The organism is Corynebacterium minutissimum (assembly GCF_016889765.1).
Taxonomy (GTDB): domain Bacteria; phylum Actinomycetota; class Actinomycetes; order Mycobacteriales; family Mycobacteriaceae; genus Corynebacterium; species Corynebacterium minutissimum_B.
Genome location: NZ_CP069533.1, coordinates 417288 through 432919, shown reverse-complemented (window position 1 = coordinate 432919; position 15632 = coordinate 417288). Strand labels below are relative to the sequence as shown.

The following is a 15632-nucleotide window of genomic DNA, read 5'->3' as shown; positions in this document are numbered from 1 at the left end:
CGTGAGTCCTAGCCGCTCGTATTTTTAAAACGGTGGAGCTTCGTCGAGCTGGAGTTCGGAGAGCAGTTTGTCCACCGGCCAAATTGCGATGTCCTGGCCCTTGGCTTGTAACTCCTCGGCGCGCTTTTCCTTGGAGGTCTTCGTAGCCCACTGTCCCACGACGAGGATGGTGGTTTTCTTGGTCACGTTCTTGCCCACCTGGCCGCCGCGCTCAGCAATCTTGGACCACAACAGGCCTTTATCGAAAGGCTCAAAGTCACCGGTGAGGGTGACGTGTTGGTTAAAGAGTGCGCCCTCAGGGTCAGCGTCGGGGTTAGGGTCCGGAATCGTGTCTGGGGTAGCGACTGATTGCCAGGGCGCTGGGCCGCGACGGTCCTTGGAGCCGGAGTTCTTTTTCCTCGAGCTCGTTTCGGTGCCGGCCATGCGGGTGTTGTCACGGAAATCCGTGCCCGCACCCAGATCCGCCGCGGATAACGGTGAGGTGTTGGCGCGCAACACCGGGATGACGGATTCTTCGCTCAAGGTGCCCAATGCAAACTCGCGAGTGGTGAAGAGATCCTCGATGGAACCCGAGTGTCCGAAACGGCGGGCGAGACCGGTGACGATTGCGCCGGCCGCGCGTGCGTCGGCGGTGGCTTCGTGGTGCTGGAAGTCCTCCGCACCGACGACGGATGCCACGGTGGGAAGCTTGTGGTTGGCCACATCGATAACGCCGGCACGAGAGGCGTCGCGTGCCAATGCTAAAGAACAGGCGAGGCGGACATCCGGAACAGGAGCCTTGGCCGTGCGCAGGCCCGTGCGAAGCGCAGTTGAATCGAACTGCGCATTGTGGGCAACAAGTGTGTCCGTGCCGAGGAATTCGAAGAGCTCCGCAGCGGCGTCCGCGAAAGGAGAGGCATCGGCAACGTCATCCGCCGTAATTCCGTGAATGCTGACGTTGACCTCGTCGAAATACTCCAAACCGGGCGGAGGAGTACACAGCCACGTGCGGGATTCGGTTTCTTCACCATCGCGGAAACGGACCGCACCAATTTGGCACACGGAACCCCAGTTATCGTTGGCTGTTTCCACGTCAACGGCGGTGAAATTCAGCCCTTTGACACTTGCGCTGGCGGCTGGTGTCTCGCCGCGCAGAACAGCCTCTACTGCGGAAGCTAGTGTTTCCTCGTCTTGGCCGGGAGCGATGCGAATGATAGTGAGTTCGGTATCGCCTTCGCCACGTACGACAACCTGTCCGAAACTGGTTGCCGTCGGTGCCGAGCTCTCCACACCCGTGGCCCCAGCCAGCGGGATTTCCTCGTGGGCTGGTGCGCCAAGGGAAGCTGCAAGCTGGGAGCGGTGAAGAATCAGAGCATCGGCGGCGACGTCAACGACGGCACCGTGGGCGGTATAGGACACGGATTCCTTTCAGGGCATCTTTTCAAAGTGGAGATAAAAAGCCAGTCTAGTTCTCTTTCGATTCGGAAGAGTCAGCGGCTTCTGTTGCCTCGTTGACATCGTCGAATACGGGTGGTTCGGTCTGGCGCAGGATAAGAGTCGTACGCGGCTGAACCACGATGGTTCCGGCAGCGTCAATAATCTTCTCCTCGTCCGGGTAACCGCCGGAATCGGACGTATCCACGATGAGGCGCCAGCTAGCACCCAGGTCCTTGGTGGGAAGAGTGAACTCGATGTCCTCGTGGTGGGCATTGAAGATCATGATGAAGGAATCATCCGTAATACGCTCACCACGGGCAGTGGTTTCCGTAATCGCATTGCCGTTGAGGTAGACCATGAGGGCCTTACCGAATTCAAAGTCCCAGTCCTCTGGAGTCATGAGCTTGCCAGAAGGCACGAGCCACGCGATATCACGGTCCTTGACATCAGAACCGAAGGGGCCACCGGCCAGGAAGCGCTGCCGGCGGAAGACCGGGTGGTTGCGGCGGATGTTGATGAGGCGCTTGGTGAAGCCGTGCATGGCGGCGTTCTTTTCCTCATTCATCATGGACCAGTCAATCCAGGAAATCTCATTGTCCTGGCAATAGACGTTGTTGTTGCCGTCTTGCGTGCGGCCCAGCTCGTCACCGTGGCAGAGCATCGGGGTGCCCTGAGACAGCAGGAGGGTGGTGAGGAAGTTTCGGACCTGGCGGCGGCGAAGCTTCTTAATTTCTTCGTCGTCAGTCGGCCCCTCCACACCGTGGTTCCAGGAACGGTTGTGGGACTCGCCATCACGGTTGTCTTCACCGTTAGCGTCGTTGTGCTTATCGTTGTATGTCACCAAATCACGCAGCGTGAATCCATCGTGCGCGGTGATGAAGTTGACGGAAGCAGTGGGGCGGCGGCCGTTGTTGGCGTACAAGTCAGAAGAGCCAGTCAAGCGAGAGGCGAATTCACCCATGGTGGCTGGCTCACCGCGCCAGAAGTCACGGACGGTGTCGCGGTACTTGCCGTTCCATTCGCTCCAAATCGGCGGGAAATTACCAACTTGGTAGCCGTTGTGTCCCACGTCCCAAGGCTCGGCGATGAGCTTGACCTTGGATACCACGGGGTCCTGCTGCACCAAATCAAAGAAGGTAGCGAGCTTATCGACGTCATCCAATTCGCGCGCCAGAGTAGAAGCCAAGTCGAAGCGGAAACCATCGACACGCATTTCCGTCACCCAGTAGCGCAGGGAATCCATGATGAGCTGTAGCGAGTGCGGGTGGCGCACATTCAGCGAGTTACCGGTGCCGGTGTAATCCATGTAGTGCTCGGGGTTGTCATCCACCAAGCGGTAATAAGCATGGTTGTCAATGCCACGGAAAGCGATGGTGGGGCCCATATGGTTGCCTTCTGCGGTGTGGTTATACACCACGTCGAGGATGACCTCGATACCGGCTTCGTGGAAGGCGCGAACCATGGCCTTGAACTCTGCGACGACCTCGCCGGGTTTCTTGGCGTAGGCATAGTCTGCATGCGGGGCAAAGAAACCAAAGGTGTTGTAACCCCAGTAGTTGCGCAGGTCCAGTTGGCGCAGGCGATCATCCTGGAGGAACTGGTGCACGGGCAGCAGTTCCACTGCCGTTACGCCAAGGTCCTTGAAGTAATTGATGATGGCCGGGTGCGCCATGCCAGCATAGGTACCGCGGAGTTCTTCGGGAACCTCCGGGTGGGTCATCGTCATGCCCTTAACGTGGGCTTCGTAAATGATGGTTTCGTTATCCGGGGTGTGGGGGCGGTTGTCGCCGTGCCACTCGAAGAACGGGTTGATGACAACTGAGAGCATGGTGTGGCCCAGCGAGTCTTCCTCGTTGCGGCCGGTGCCTGGCTCTTCGGCATGGATGTCATAGGAATACAGTGAGGCGTCCCCGTCGAAGTCTCCATCGAAGGCCCGGGCGTAGGGATCGACAAGCAGCTTGGAGGGGTCACAACGCAAGCCCTGCTCGGGATCGTAGGGACCATGGACGCGGTAGCCATAGCGCTGGCCGGGGGTGACGTTGGGGAGGTAGGCATGCCACACGTGCGCAGTGACTTCGGTGAGTTCGATGCGCTCTTCGTTGTTGTCTTGATCTATGAGGCAGAGTTCGATTTTCTCAGCGACTTCGGAAAAGATAGCGAAGTTGGTACCGGCTCCATCGAAGGTGGAACCGAGTGGGGATGGGGAACCAGGCCACACCTGGCGGGAATGGGGTGCTTCGGCACGGGTGTCAGTCATGGGGTTCAGCTTAGCCAATTCTGGGGAATGCGGCTGACCTTAAACTATCGGCGCAGGTGAGTTTAGAGCGCACGTAATCCCGCGACCACGAGTTCGGTGGCGCGGATGGAGGCGTCATCAGTGTGTGCCGATGCAGAGACGCCTCCCAACTGGGCATGGGATTGCTCCAAGAAGGTGGCGCCGAGGACGTAATGGATCAAGGTGCGTGCGGCAACGCCGATGCTTTCCGACGTCCCCTCCGGCACCTCTCGCTCCAACGCTGCGGCGAAGAGCTCTTCGAGGTCTGCGCGGGTTGTGGACTCGGGGAAAGCAGCACCGGCGATGGCTACCTCCGCGCCGTCGCGCCAACGGCTGAGCTCGCGGTGGAGGGAGCTTGCCAACTCGGCAGGAGTGTCTCCGGAAACTGGCGATATAATTTCGGTGGCCATGGCGGCAATCAACGCCTGCTTGTTGGCTACGTGCCAGTACAATGCGCCAGGAGCCACGCCGAGGGTGGTAGCGACGCGCCGCATGGTGACATCAGCCAGCCCGTAGCTCGTGAGGAGCTCGAGGGCCGTGGAAACTATAGCGTCGCGAGAAAGGTGCACAACAGACTACTGTACGGGTCTCGTGCTCTTAGTGTGGCTCTTGTGAGTAAAAAAGAGTAGTGGGGTTCACAGGAACCTTCAAGGTTTAGGTCATGAATTCTTCAACCACTGCTTGTTAGGGTTATGTGAACTGCACCAGAGCGTGCAATCTGTCACTCTCATCATTAGAAAATTAGGAGTTATCCCTTGTCTTTCCTGACCCCCGCTAAGAAGTCCCTCATTGCAGTCGCGCTGGTTGCACCGTTGACCTTGGCTGCATGCGGCGACAAAGGCGAAGAGGTAGCTGACGCTGCGTCCTCCGCTGTGAAGACCACCACCACGACCAAGGCCAAGGAGGGTGAGACCTCCGAGGATAAGGACAAGAAGGAAGGCGAAGAGAAGAAGGAAGGCGAGGAGCAGGACAAGAAGGAAGGCGAAGAGAAGAAGGAAGGCGAGGGCCAGGATCCGAAGCCGGAGGGCGAGGAAGCCCCGGCTGAGGAAGGCGCTGACCAGACTCTGGCCAACCCGTTTGAGAACGGCATTGACCCCTTCCAGAGCATGCCGAAGGTAGAGCCCATTCAGGGCCAGGAAGCTAGCCAGGAAGACATCGACGGCATCAACGGACTGGTTCGCGGTATGTACGACCAGCAGACCATGCGTAGCTTCGTGAAGTACCTGCCGGACCACACTTGTGAAGCTGTGCGCAACGACCCGAACTCTGGCCTGAGCGAGCTTGACTACAACCAGATTCCGGACGTCCCGATGAACCAGCTCAAGGACATGTTGGCCGCCACCAATGCTGATACCTCTCAGATGGAGGGCTTCGACTGGACTCAGACCGGTGTTGAGTCCATCAACGACGTCGTTGTTGACGGCGACTCCGCCTCCGCCACCGTGAACGTTAACACCAGCAAGGGCTTGGACAGCTCTACCATGCGCTTCAAGCGTGAGAACGGTAACTGGACCTTCTGCAACTAAAACAGCTCGTGACTGCACTACGTGCACCTAGCTTTCGCATACCCCGCGCCATCGGATTTGGCGCGGGGTTGCTCGCGTTGGCGCTCCTTATCTTCAGTGTTTCGGGTGCGCTGTGGGGTCTTTGGCGGCCAACGCTTGAAGGTCATCGAGTAGAGGGCGGGGGTTATGCGTTGAGCAACGGTGCCAACGTTCAGTTCCTGTCCTTCATTACCTTCGTCCTCATCACTGGAATACTAGGCGTGGCGATGGGAACGGTGGCCTATCTGCGTGGTGAGCGCTACCGCGGAGTCGGCGTATTGGTCTGGTCTGGTGTGGTCTGCCTCGCTGGTGCAGCGGCCTTCTACGTTTGCGGAGGAGTCACGGCGACCTCGGCTCCGGAGAATCCTGGCGAGTTCGTTGAATTCGTTCCTAAATTCACCCCGGCCATTGGATGGTTGGTGGCACCATTTATGGCTATGTTTGCCTACTGGTCTGCAGTTTTCATCAATCCCGATCCCGGTCTTGGTGCACTGCCGGAAGACACTGACTAGGGCCATACAACAGGGGAGGAGCCCACAGCATCGTGCGAAATGTCGTCGATGCCATGGAGCACGTGCTTGATGCCGCGACCTAGGGTGGTGACCAGTTGGACGTCGGAAAGCCCTGCTCCCGTCATCACCGCATAGTCCACGCGAACCTGGAGCCCATCGACGTTGGAGTGGCAGAACGCGGAGGCGGAGTGATTGGTGCGGTTCCAGTCATTGCAAATGAGGAAAATCCTGGAAAACTCGCTGCCGGGCAAGTTGGGGTCCCAATGACCTTTGATGATGAGGCTGGGGCCGGAATCGATGGCGAAGGCAAAGAGGACATCGTTAATCCACGCGTAAAGTGCGTCTGTGGAATCAGCTTGAAACCGCGTGATCCCGAGCGAAGGTAAGAGCTCCTCTAAGCGAGCGATGTCGACGGTTGCTACGGGACCATCGAGTTCTGAAGGTTCGTCCGGCGCTGGTGGACGTGGCAACATGAGGGCTGGGAATCGGGAGGCGAGCTCTTCGAGGCATGCTCCGGCGTTGAACAAAGCAGGTAGGACGGATGCCGCAAGCTGCGCTGTGGTGGGTTCCTGATGGACGACGAGGAAGGAATGACCCCACACCTCAACCTCAGTGGGGGAGGAGTAGTTGAGTACCAAATGGGGTGAGAGGCAGTCATGGTTCCAGTCGTTGACAAACTCGCTGAGCTCTGGAATTTCACCGAAGTCTAGAACGCCGTTATGGGTGGTGTAGAAGCGCAGAATGGGCTCGCCTTCTGTATCCATATAGGCGCGTGTTTCACCTAGAGGTGAGTGCGGAAAGAGGAGCTCGTCAGCATGAACGCGGATGCAGTCCAGCTCTTCACAGTGCGCGAGCTTTTCTACGCGTGTGAGTAGCTCGGAGTGGGCCTGGCCGTCGTGCTCGTCGGCGCCGTGGTTCATCTCGCCGCCTCTCTTCACCAATTGGTGTGGTGCCTCAATGTGTTATTAGTGACACATTCTATAACCTGCACCTTGGGGCCCGCTGGCTTTTTGGCGCAGGTATAGTAATGGGAAGGTATAGAAACCGCTGCATATTATAAATATTATTAAAGGGGCCTTGCCATGCTACGAACCATTGACCTGCGCGGAGAAAAGCTCAGCACCTCTCGCTTGCGACGAGTCCTGCCGCGTGGCGGGACGGATGTATCGTCAGTCATGGACACCGTTGTCCCTATGGTGGAAGCGGTACGCAAGGGTGGTGCGGCAGCAGCCCTCGACTTTGGCGAGCGCTTTGATGGCGTACGTCCAGTAGCGGTGCGTGTAGGCGCTGAGGCACTTCAGGAAGCCGCAGATGAGCTCGAGCCCCAGGTCCGTGCAGCGATCGAGGAATCCATTGCCCGCGTACGGGCGGTCCATGCTGACCAGAAGCCTTCCTCACACACTACGACGTTGGCGCCGGGCGCTACGGTGACCGAAGTCTTCCAGCCGATCGAACGCGTAGGTCTCTACGTGCCTGGCGGCAAGGCAGTGTATCCTTCCTCGGTCATCATGAACGCCGTCCCAGCTCAGGAAGCCGGTGCTGAGGCTATGGTTGTGGCCTCCCCGCCACAGAAAGACTTCGGCGGACTGCCGCACCCGACGGTTCTGGCTACCTGCCACATGTTGGGCATCGAGGAAGTGTGGGCAGTTGGTGGTGGCCAAGCGATTGCTTTGCTGGCCTATGGTGACGATGAGCCAGCCACGGGAGAAGAAGCGCTTGAGCCAGTCGACATCATTACTGGTCCAGGCAACGTCTTCGTGGCCGCAGCTAAGCGAGCTGTGCAGGGCGTGGTGGGCATCGATGCCGAGGCGGGCCCGACTGAGATCGCCATTCTGGCTGATGATACGGCGAATCCCGTGTACGTTGCGTATGACCTTATTTCCCAAGCGGAGCATGACCCGATGGCAGCATCGGTTCTCATTACCGCCAGCGAAGAGCTGGCGGAGGCTGTGGCGGCGGAAGTAGCGCAGCGTTACACCGCGACGGCGAATGCCGAGCGAGCTGCGGAGGCGCTGCGCGGCGAGCAGTCCGGCATCGTGCTCGTCGACGACCTAGAGGCGGGCATTTCCGTGGCTGATGCGTATGCCGCCGAGCACTTGGAGGTTCACACCGCGAACGCCCGTGAGGTGGCCGAACGGATTCGCCATGCGGGTGCCATCTTTGTGGGCGACTACTCACCGGTGCCGTTGGGTGATTACACGGCAGGATCCAACCACGTTTTGCCGACCTCCGGCACGGCACGATTCAGCGCTGGCCTGTCCACGCACACCTTCCTGCGCCCAGTCAACCTTGTGGAATACGACCGCTCGGCGCTGGGGGAGGTGGCCGATAAGGTCATTGCCTTTGCCGCCGCTGAGGAACTTCCGGCGCACGGTGAGGCGATTGCCGCCCGCTTCGATGACGCGAACGCGCCCCAGAATTAGAGAGCTAGCAACACTTGAGGAGACCGATACCATGGCTGAGTTGAAAGATCTTCCCCTGCGTGAAAAACTGCGCGGCTCCAGCGCCTATGGCGCACCGCAGTTGACGGTCACGAACCAGCTCAATACCAACGAGAACCCGTACCCGCCGTCGGAGGCGCTGATACGGGATATGGTGAAGGCCGTCGAGAAGCATGCGGCGCAGCTCAACCGTTACCCGGAGCGCGATGCTGTGGAGCTGCGCACTGCCTTGGCGGACTACGTTTCTGAGCAGACCGGCGTGGCTGTGAGTGTGGATAACGTGTGGGCAGCCAATGGATCAAACGAAGTCTTGCAGCAGCTTCTCCAGGCTTTTGGTGGGCCCGGACGCAGCGCACTGGGTTTTACCCCGAGCTATTCCATGCACCCCATCTTGTGTGCCGGTACGCAGACGGAATTCATTTCCTCCCCACGTGATGAGGACTTCCGAATTGATGAAGAGGCGGCGCTGAGGGACGTCGAGAAGCACCAGCCCGATGTCATCTTCATCACCACCCCAAACAACCCCACCGGTGATGTCACCCCGATTGAGCTGGTAGAGAAGATCATCCAGGCCGCGCCGGGCATTGTCATCGTAGATGAGGCGTACATGGAATTTTCGGCGTCTCCATCAGCCACCACGCTGCTGGAGAAGTATCCCACCAAGCTCGTGGTCTCCCGCACGATGTCGAAGGCCTTCGACTTTGCCGGTGGACGCTTAGGGTATTTCGTGGCGGACCCCGCCTTCGTTGAGGCCGTCATGCTCGTGCGTTTGCCGTATCACCTCTCGGTGCTGTCCCAAATTGCGGCCATCGTGGCCATCGAGCACAAGGAAGAAACCTTGAGCACGGTGGCGAAACTGTCGGCCGAACGTGAGCGCGTGGTTAATCGACTCGAAGAGCTGGGGTACTACGTCGTTCCCAGCGAATCTAACTTTGTGTCCTTTGGACGTTTTGCTGACCAACATGCGGTGTGGCAAGGCTTCCTCGACCGCGATGTTCTTATCCGTGACAACGGAGTTCCGGGATTACTGCGCGCCACGATTGGTCTGCCGCAAGAAAATGATGCCTTCCTTTCTGCGGCGGCGGACTTGGCAGATACAGTAGAGATGATCCAGAAATAACGCCATGAACACGACGTGAAGGAGGAACGTGAGAATATGAGTGCCGACGTCACTGCGCGCCAGGGCAACGGTGCCCGGATTGGCCGCGCTGAACGTGCCACGGGGGAGACGAGGATCTCCGTAGAAATCAATCTCGACGGCGCAGGACAGGCGGATATTTCCACCGGTCTGCCGTTCTTTGATCATATGCTCACCGCGGTGAGTACTCACGGTTCCTTCGACCTCACCGTCCATGCTGAGGGCGATATCGACATCGACGCGCACCACACCGTCGAAGACACCGCCATCGTCATGGGTCGCGCGTTCTTGGAGGCGCTGGGGGACAAGACGGGTATTCGTCGCTTTGGCTCCCAGTTGCTGCCCATGGATGAGACCTTGGTTGAGGCCGTCGTGGACATTTCTGGCCGCCCATACTTCGTCATGAATGGCGAACCCGAGAACCTCGAGTGGCAGATTATCGGTGGCCACTATGCCACGGTGATAAACCGTCACTTCTTCGAAACCTTCGCTATCCACTCGGCAACAACGCTGCACGTCAACGTGCGCTATGGTCGCGACCCTCACCACATCACCGAAGCGGAGTACAAGGCCGTCGCCCGTGCACTGCGTCAAGCCACTGAGCGTGATCCGCGCGTGAGCGGCGTCCCCTCGACGAAGGGAGCCCTCTAAGACGTTATGAACATTGTTGTTCTTATTCTTTTCCTCGTTGCTGGTGTGCTCATCGGCGGCGCGTGGTCGGCCTACCAGAATGACTCGAAACTGCTGACCGTTGTGGCCGGTGTGCTGGCAGCCATCACCGTAGCCGCTGCGCTGGCCTGGCTGCTGGATATCTTTTCGGCAGGGGTGGCGGCGAAGTGACTGAAGCGACTCCGACGAATGTGTGGAAGGTCGCCGGCTTTAAAGAGACCATGATCGCGGTGGTCTCCGCTTTCGGTGCATGGTCGGTGTTGCTGCCGGTCGTGCCGTTAGCGGTTCTCGACGCCGGTGGGTCCGCGACCCTGGCTGGTGCGACCACCGGCGTCTTCATGTTGGCGACCGTGCTGACGCAGATGATCACGCCGATGCTGCTGCGCATCTTTGGATACCGGCCCATTATGGCCTCCTCAGCACTTCTGCTGGGTGTTCCTGCGCTGGGCCATATGCTTGGTGACGCCGCGCCTATCGCCCTCGGGTTTTCTGCCCTGCGTGGCGTAGGTTTCGGTGCTCTGACGGTGGCGGAGAATGCTCTCATCGCAGAGATTACGCCGCGGCGCCTGCTGGGTAAGGCGACGGGTATCTTCGGCCTTTTCATTGGCGCAGCTCAAATGGCTTTCTTGCCGGTCGGCCTCGCCGTCGCTGCTGCATATAACTACAACCTCGTTTACTTGTTGGCAGCAGGTTTGGGCTTGTTGGGCTTCTTCACGTGTATTTTGGTGCCGAAGATTAAGGCGGCACCTGTGGGAAGCCCAGATCCTTCGGATACGACTCCGCGTGCTCCCATGTGGAAGCTCGTCCTCGTCCCTGCCTTGGCGCTGACGAGTTTCTCGGTGAGCTACGGTGTGGCGTCGAACTTCATCTCCCCGGCCGTGCGTGAGCTCGATCCGGAACGCGGCGCCGTGCTTGGCGGCTTCATGCTGTCCGTGATTGGTGGCGCGGCGATGATTTTCCGCTACGTGGCTGGCGTGGTCGCTGACCGTGCGGGCAAGCCGGGCACGCTCATGATTCCTGCACAGATTTTTTCCGTCTTTGGTGTCGGCCTGATTGCTGCAGTGCTGTGGCAGGAGTGGTCCATTTGGTTGCTGGTCTTCGGAACGATGGTGTACGGAGCTGGATTTGGCATCGTCCAAAACGAGGCTTTGTTGTCGATGTTTGATCGCCTGCCGCGCGAGCGCCTGTCCGAAGGTTCGGCGGTGTGGAACATTTTCTACGACGGAGGCACCGGTCTCGGCTCCACCGCTCTGGGAGCGGTCGTAGCGATGTCCGGCTATGACGGTGCCTTCGCCGTGGGTTCTGCCATCATTGCGGTGGGTCTGCTCATGACGTTGGCTGACAGCGCTTTGGGCAAGACTCGCGTGAGTGAAATCAACGACATTCAAACGCGACTTCGCATGATTAGGCGGCCGAGGAGGCCTGGAAAGGACCCACGATGAGCTCGCACAACGTTGCCATCCTGGACTATGGAGCGGGTAACCTGCGCTCCGCGGTTCGCGCCCTTGAGCGTGTCGGCGCACACGTCACGGTGACTGCGGATCCCGCCCTCGCCGTCGAGGCGGATGGCCTGCTGGTCCCTGGTGTTGGTGCCTTCGCTGCCTGCATGGAGGGTTTGCGCGCAGCCCAGGGGCCGCGCATTATCGGCCAGCGTCTTGCTGGTGGCCGCCCGGTGTTGGGCATTTGCGTGGGTATGCAGGTGCTTTTTGAATCCGGCACTGAACACGGTGCTCACACAGAAGGCTGCGGTGAGTGGCCGGGGGACGTCGGAAAGCTCCAGGCAGACGTGCTTCCTCACATGGGGTGGAATACCGTCGAGATGCCCCAGGGTAGCCGCATGTTTGAGAACATCGATGCCGGGGATCGCTTCTACTTCGTTCACTCATATGCTGCTCGCAGCTGGGAGTTGGAGACCGAAATTACCGAGCCTCCTAAAGTTGCGTGGGCAAAATATGGCGGCGATCGTTTCGTGGCTGCCGTGGACAATGGCGCGTTGTGGGCTACGCAGTTCCACCCGGAAAAGTCCGGGGACGTGGGCTCGCAGCTGTTAAAGAACTGGGTTGGAACGCTTTAAAGCGCGTGCCTGAAAGGTAGACTACGCACCATGAGCTTTACACTGTTGCCCGCGGTTGACGTTGTTGATGGCCAGGCTGTGCGTTTGGACCAAGGAGAAGCCGGAACCGAAAAGTCCTATGGCTCTCCGCGTGAGGCCGCCCTTAAATGGCAGGCCCAAGGGGCGCAGTGGTTGCATGCCGTGGACCTCGACGCTGCATTTGGCCGCGGTTCCAACCATGAGCTGCTTGCGGAAATCACGTCGAGTGTGGACCTTGAGGTGGAACTCACCGGCGGTATCCGGGATGATGAATCCCTCGCCCGAGCATTAGCCACCGGCGCCCGTCGCGTCAATATCGGTACCGCGGCGCTGGAGCAACCGGACTGGATTGCCAAGGTGCTCGCGGAGCACGGCGACCGCATCGCTGTGGACTTGGCAGTACAGCTTATTGATGGTGAATGGCGTACGCGCGGGCATGGCTGGGTGTCCGACGGCGGGGACCTCTGGGAGGTACTTGAGCGCCTTGATGCTGCTGGCTGCACCCGTTTTGTGGTTACCGATGTGTCCAAGGACGGCACGCTCCAAGGTCCGAACATCGAGCTGTTGCGTGAGGTAGCGGCAGCAACCGATGCTGCAGTGACCGCGTCGGGTGGAATCTCCACGCTGGATGATCTGCGTGAATTGGCCCTGTACGAGAACGAGGGCATCGACTCCGCCATCATCGGCAAGGCACTGTATGAGGAACGTTTTACGCTGAGTGACGCACTCGCAGCCGTTGCTGAGGTCACCCCACTTCCGGCCGAGGAGTACATCGACCCTATCGAGGAGGACTAAAGTACATGGCCCCGATGACTGGACTTTCTTCCTCGGATCCTCGCGAGCTCGTTGCTTTTGCTGAGGCTGCGGTGGACCAGGTCAATGACCTTTTCCGCGCAGGCCTTGGTGCGGAACCAGCCCGCTTCAAAGGCGAAGGCGATTTCGCCACCGAAGTGGACCTGCACATCGAGGAGCAATTGCGTGTGACCTTGAGCCAGCTCACCGGAATTCCCATCTTTGGGGAGGAGTCTGGCGGTGCTTTGGAAGATACCGTGTGGGTTGTGGACCCAGTGGATGGCACCGCTAACTATTCTGCTGGCAATCCTTGCTGCGGAGTTCTGGTGTCGCTTCTGCATGAGGCGAAGCCGATCGTTGCCGTGGCGGATTTCCCGCTGCTCGAGCGCCGCGTTGTCGCCGCTGAGGGCATGCCGCTGCGTTCTAGCGGAGGACCGGCCACCGGGTTCGGTGGGGGAGAAGGCGCCCAAGGCTTCGATGAGGCGCGTGGTCATGTCGGCTGCTCTTCGCACCTTCCCATTGATTTGTTCAATGATCTCCGCGAAACAGGCCTGCGTCCGCGTATGACCGGATCCGTTGGACTGGATAATGCCTTCGTGGCGCAGGGCGTGTTCGATGGTGCCGTGAATTTTTCGCCGCACGTGTGGGATAACGCTGCTGGTGCGCTGATGATTAAGGCTGCCGGTGGACGTGTCAGTGATCCCGATGGAAACGAGTGGACCGCTACCTCGAAGGGCTTTGTCGGCGGTACCCCGCAAGTCCATGCCACCATTTTGGATGCCATTTCCCGCAACCCGCGGGGCCAGCGCTGATCTTCGCACAGTGCCTTAAGGCCTTGAGCGTTGAGGCCTTAAGGCAAATTACCCACTACTATCTCATCTCCCGAGGAGGACTTTCATCATGGCGCTTGCTGTGCGCGTGATCCCGTGCCTTGACGTTGACAATGGCCGCGTGGTCAAAGGCGTCAACTTTGCCAACCTGCGTGATGCCGGTGACCCAGTTGAGCTTGCTGCTCGCTATGACCAGCTGGGCGCGGATGAACTCACCTTCTTGGACGTCTCCGCGTCCAAGGATGGACGGGGCACAATGCTCGATGTCGTGCGCCGCACCGCGGACCAGGTCTTTATCCCTTTGACCGTGGGCGGTGGCGTACGTTCGGTGGAGGATGTGCGCGAACTATTGCGGGCGGGCGCCGATAAGGTCTCCGTCAATTCTTCGGCGATTGCCCGTCCAGAGTTGTTGCGGGAGCTCGCCGATGTCTTCGGTTCGCAGTGCATCGTGCTCTCCGTTGACGCCCGCCGTGCCCCGGACTATCCGAGTGGTTTTGAAGTCACAACTCACGGCGGCACCACACCTGCGGGCTTGGATGCCGTGGAGTGGGCTCGCCGCGGTGAGGATCTAGGAGTGGGTGAAATCCTGCTCAACTCGATGGATGGTGACGGCACCAAGGAAGGTTTCGACATTGAGCTCCTCGAGGCCGTCCGCGCGGCGGTTTCTGTTCCCGTCATTGCTTCCGGTGGTGCGGGTAAGGCTGAGCATTTTCCACCAGCCGTTGCGGCCGGAGCTAATGCCGTCTTGGCCGCCAGTATTTTTCACTTTGGTGAAGTCGAGATTTCGGCAGTTAAGCAGGAACTCGCTGATGCCGGTTATGAGGTGCGGCAGTGAGCACGGCACAGGAATCGACACACAACTCCACAAGCAGCAGCGAAGATAGAGTCGTAGACTACGAACTCACCGCGGAAATAGCCCAGCACCTGAAGCGCAATGAGGCTGGGCTGGTGCCGGCCATTGTGCAGTCAGAACGCGGCGAAGTCCTCATGATGGCGTGGATGGATGACCATGCTCTGGCCTACACGTTGGCAACGCGCCGGGGGACCTATTACTCCCGTTCTCGCCAGGAGTACTGGGTCAAGGGCTTAACGTCAGGCCATACCCAAGAAGTCATCGGTGCGCGCCTCGATTGTGATGGCGACACTATCCTGCTCACCGTGCGTCAAGCAGGCGGTGCCTGCCATACAGGTGACCGCACGTGCTTTGACGCCCACGACCTTTTCGCGGACTCCGCGAACAACGACAGCGCATCCGGCAGCAGGAAGGAGCCCGCAGATGGCTAAACGATGGGGACCCATTCTCATGGTCGTAGGCGCAATTGTGCTGTGGCTGTCCTCTCGTATGACGTGGGTAACGGCCGCAGTCGAGGATGATAAAGCCGGGTCGAGCGTGATGACCTTGTCAGGTTCCTTGTGGTCACTCGAACTTATTGCACTTACGGTCGTGATTCTGGCAGGTAGCGTGGCCGCGCTGGCATTGCGCCGGACTGCACGACGAATCGTGGCAATCCTCACTGCGCTGGCCGCAGCAGGTGCCGCATGGCGTCCCGTGGCGTTGCTCACTGCAGGCGCCGAGGCTGAGCGCGCCCAGGAGCTGCTGCGCGGTGGAACGAATGACACCTCGGTGGATTCGACGACGATTTCTGACTGGGCTGTAGTGCTCACCGCCGATGCGTCTTCTGCCGGGCCGGTCCTCGCCATCATCGGTGCTGCACTCGCCCTGTTTGGCGCGGTCATGGTAGCCAGCAACCCCGGCGTGGATAAACCGCGAACCGCCAAATATGAAACCCCGGCCGTGCGCCAGGAGCGCCTGCAGGAAGATTTGGAGACGTCCCAAGACTCTGGCCGCGTGATGTGGGATGCGCTCGACGCCGATATCGATCCTACGGATACTCCTCCGCGCACCTAGTGCGTTGGGTACCC

17 protein-coding genes are annotated in these 15632 nt (G+C 59.5%); 13 read left to right on the top strand and 4 right to left on the bottom strand.

What is annotated here, in order from left to right:
- Positions 1 to 24: 24 nt before the first annotated feature.
- The 3 genes from I6J26_RS02000 to I6J26_RS01990 form a co-directional block, all read right to left on the bottom strand.
- Complete coding sequence (locus tag I6J26_RS02000; RefSeq protein WP_115022814.1) at positions 25 to 1398, bottom strand: exonuclease domain-containing protein; 1374 nt, start codon at positions 1396 to 1398, stop codon at positions 25 to 27.
- 46 nt (positions 1399 to 1444) lie between these two features.
- On the bottom strand, positions 1445 to 3673 hold the full coding sequence (gene glgX / locus I6J26_RS01995; protein ID WP_115022812.1) for a glycogen debranching protein GlgX: 2229 nt from the start codon (positions 3671 to 3673) through the stop codon (positions 1445 to 1447).
- A 62-nt stretch (positions 3674 to 3735) separates the two neighbouring features.
- Positions 3736 to 4260, bottom strand: coding sequence for a TetR family transcriptional regulator (locus tag I6J26_RS01990; RefSeq protein WP_039676029.1), 525 nt, complete (start codon positions 4258 to 4260; stop codon positions 3736 to 3738).
- Positions 4261 to 4446: 186 nt separating this feature from the next.
- Here I6J26_RS01990 and I6J26_RS01985 point away from each other — a divergent pair, with 186 nt between their 5' ends.
- Positions 4447 to 5217 carry a hypothetical protein gene (locus I6J26_RS01985; protein ID WP_115022809.1) on the top strand — a complete coding sequence of 257 codons (771 nt, stop codon included), beginning with the start codon at positions 4447 to 4449 and terminating at the stop codon, positions 5215 to 5217.
- 8 nt (positions 5218 to 5225) lie between these two features.
- Complete coding sequence (locus I6J26_RS01980; protein ID WP_239121807.1) at positions 5226 to 5747, top strand: hypothetical protein; 522 nt, start codon at positions 5226 to 5228, stop codon at positions 5745 to 5747.
- Here I6J26_RS01980 and I6J26_RS01975 read toward each other — a convergent pair.
- Positions 5744 to 6667 carry a YbjN domain-containing protein gene (locus I6J26_RS01975; RefSeq protein ID WP_115022807.1) on the bottom strand — a complete coding sequence of 308 codons (924 nt, stop codon included), beginning with the start codon at positions 6665 to 6667 and terminating at the stop codon, positions 5744 to 5746. The two genes, I6J26_RS01980 and I6J26_RS01975, sit on opposite strands and share 4 nt — an antisense overlap.
- Before the next feature lie 162 nt (positions 6668 to 6829).
- Here I6J26_RS01975 and hisD point away from each other — a divergent pair, with 162 nt between their 5' ends.
- The 11 genes from hisD to I6J26_RS01920 all read left to right on the top strand — a co-directional run bounded on the left by hisD (position 6830) and on the right by I6J26_RS01920 (position 15618).
- Positions 6830 to 8170 carry a histidinol dehydrogenase gene (gene hisD, locus I6J26_RS01970; RefSeq protein WP_115022805.1) on the top strand — a complete coding sequence of 447 codons (1341 nt, stop codon included), beginning with the start codon at positions 6830 to 6832 and terminating at the stop codon, positions 8168 to 8170.
- 31 nt (positions 8171 to 8201) lie between these two features.
- The gene (locus tag I6J26_RS01965; protein WP_115022803.1) at positions 8202 to 9308 is read left to right on the top strand and encodes a histidinol-phosphate transaminase; all 1107 of its coding nucleotides are present in this window, start codon (positions 8202 to 8204) and stop codon (positions 9306 to 9308) included.
- A gap of 36 nt (positions 9309 to 9344) precedes the next feature.
- Positions 9345 to 9977, top strand: a complete 633-nt coding sequence (hisB, locus tag I6J26_RS01960; protein ID WP_115022802.1) for an imidazoleglycerol-phosphate dehydratase HisB — start codon at positions 9345 to 9347, stop codon at positions 9975 to 9977.
- A 6-nt stretch (positions 9978 to 9983) separates the two neighbouring features.
- Complete coding sequence (locus I6J26_RS01955; RefSeq protein WP_115022800.1) at positions 9984 to 10166, top strand: hypothetical protein; 183 nt, start codon at positions 9984 to 9986, stop codon at positions 10164 to 10166.
- A complete protein-coding gene (locus tag I6J26_RS01950) occupies positions 10163 to 11437 on the top strand; it encodes an MFS transporter (protein WP_395858304.1) in 1275 nt (424 codons plus the stop codon). Before I6J26_RS01955 ends, I6J26_RS01950 begins: the two co-directional genes overlap by 4 nt.
- Entirely contained in the window at positions 11434 to 12069 is a 636-nt protein-coding gene (gene hisH, locus I6J26_RS01945; protein ID WP_115022798.1) for an imidazole glycerol phosphate synthase subunit HisH, read from the top strand. The genes I6J26_RS01950 and hisH overlap by 4 nt, the downstream gene beginning before the upstream one ends.
- A 30-nt stretch (positions 12070 to 12099) precedes the next feature.
- Positions 12100 to 12882 (top strand): bifunctional 1-(5-phosphoribosyl)-5-((5-phosphoribosylamino)methylideneamino)imidazole-4-carboxamide isomerase/phosphoribosylanthranilate isomerase PriA, encoded by a 783-nt coding sequence (gene priA, locus I6J26_RS01940; RefSeq protein ID WP_115022796.1) that lies wholly within the window; start codon positions 12100 to 12102, stop codon positions 12880 to 12882.
- Between the two features lie 5 nt (positions 12883 to 12887).
- A complete protein-coding gene (locus I6J26_RS01935) occupies positions 12888 to 13691 on the top strand; it encodes an inositol monophosphatase family protein (RefSeq protein WP_115022794.1) in 804 nt (267 codons plus the stop codon).
- A gap of 88 nt (positions 13692 to 13779) precedes the next feature.
- On the top strand, positions 13780 to 14544 hold the full coding sequence (gene hisF / locus I6J26_RS01930; protein WP_115022792.1) for an imidazole glycerol phosphate synthase subunit HisF: 765 nt from the start codon (positions 13780 to 13782) through the stop codon (positions 14542 to 14544).
- Entirely contained in the window at positions 14541 to 14993 is a 453-nt protein-coding gene (gene hisI, locus I6J26_RS01925; RefSeq protein WP_115022790.1) for a phosphoribosyl-AMP cyclohydrolase, read from the top strand. The genes hisF and hisI overlap by 4 nt, the downstream gene beginning before the upstream one ends.
- Positions 14986 to 15618 carry a TIGR02234 family membrane protein gene (locus tag I6J26_RS01920; RefSeq protein WP_115022788.1) on the top strand — a complete coding sequence of 211 codons (633 nt, stop codon included), beginning with the start codon at positions 14986 to 14988 and terminating at the stop codon, positions 15616 to 15618. Before hisI ends, I6J26_RS01920 begins: the two co-directional genes overlap by 8 nt.
- The last annotated feature ends 14 nt before the right edge of the window (positions 15619 to 15632 follow it).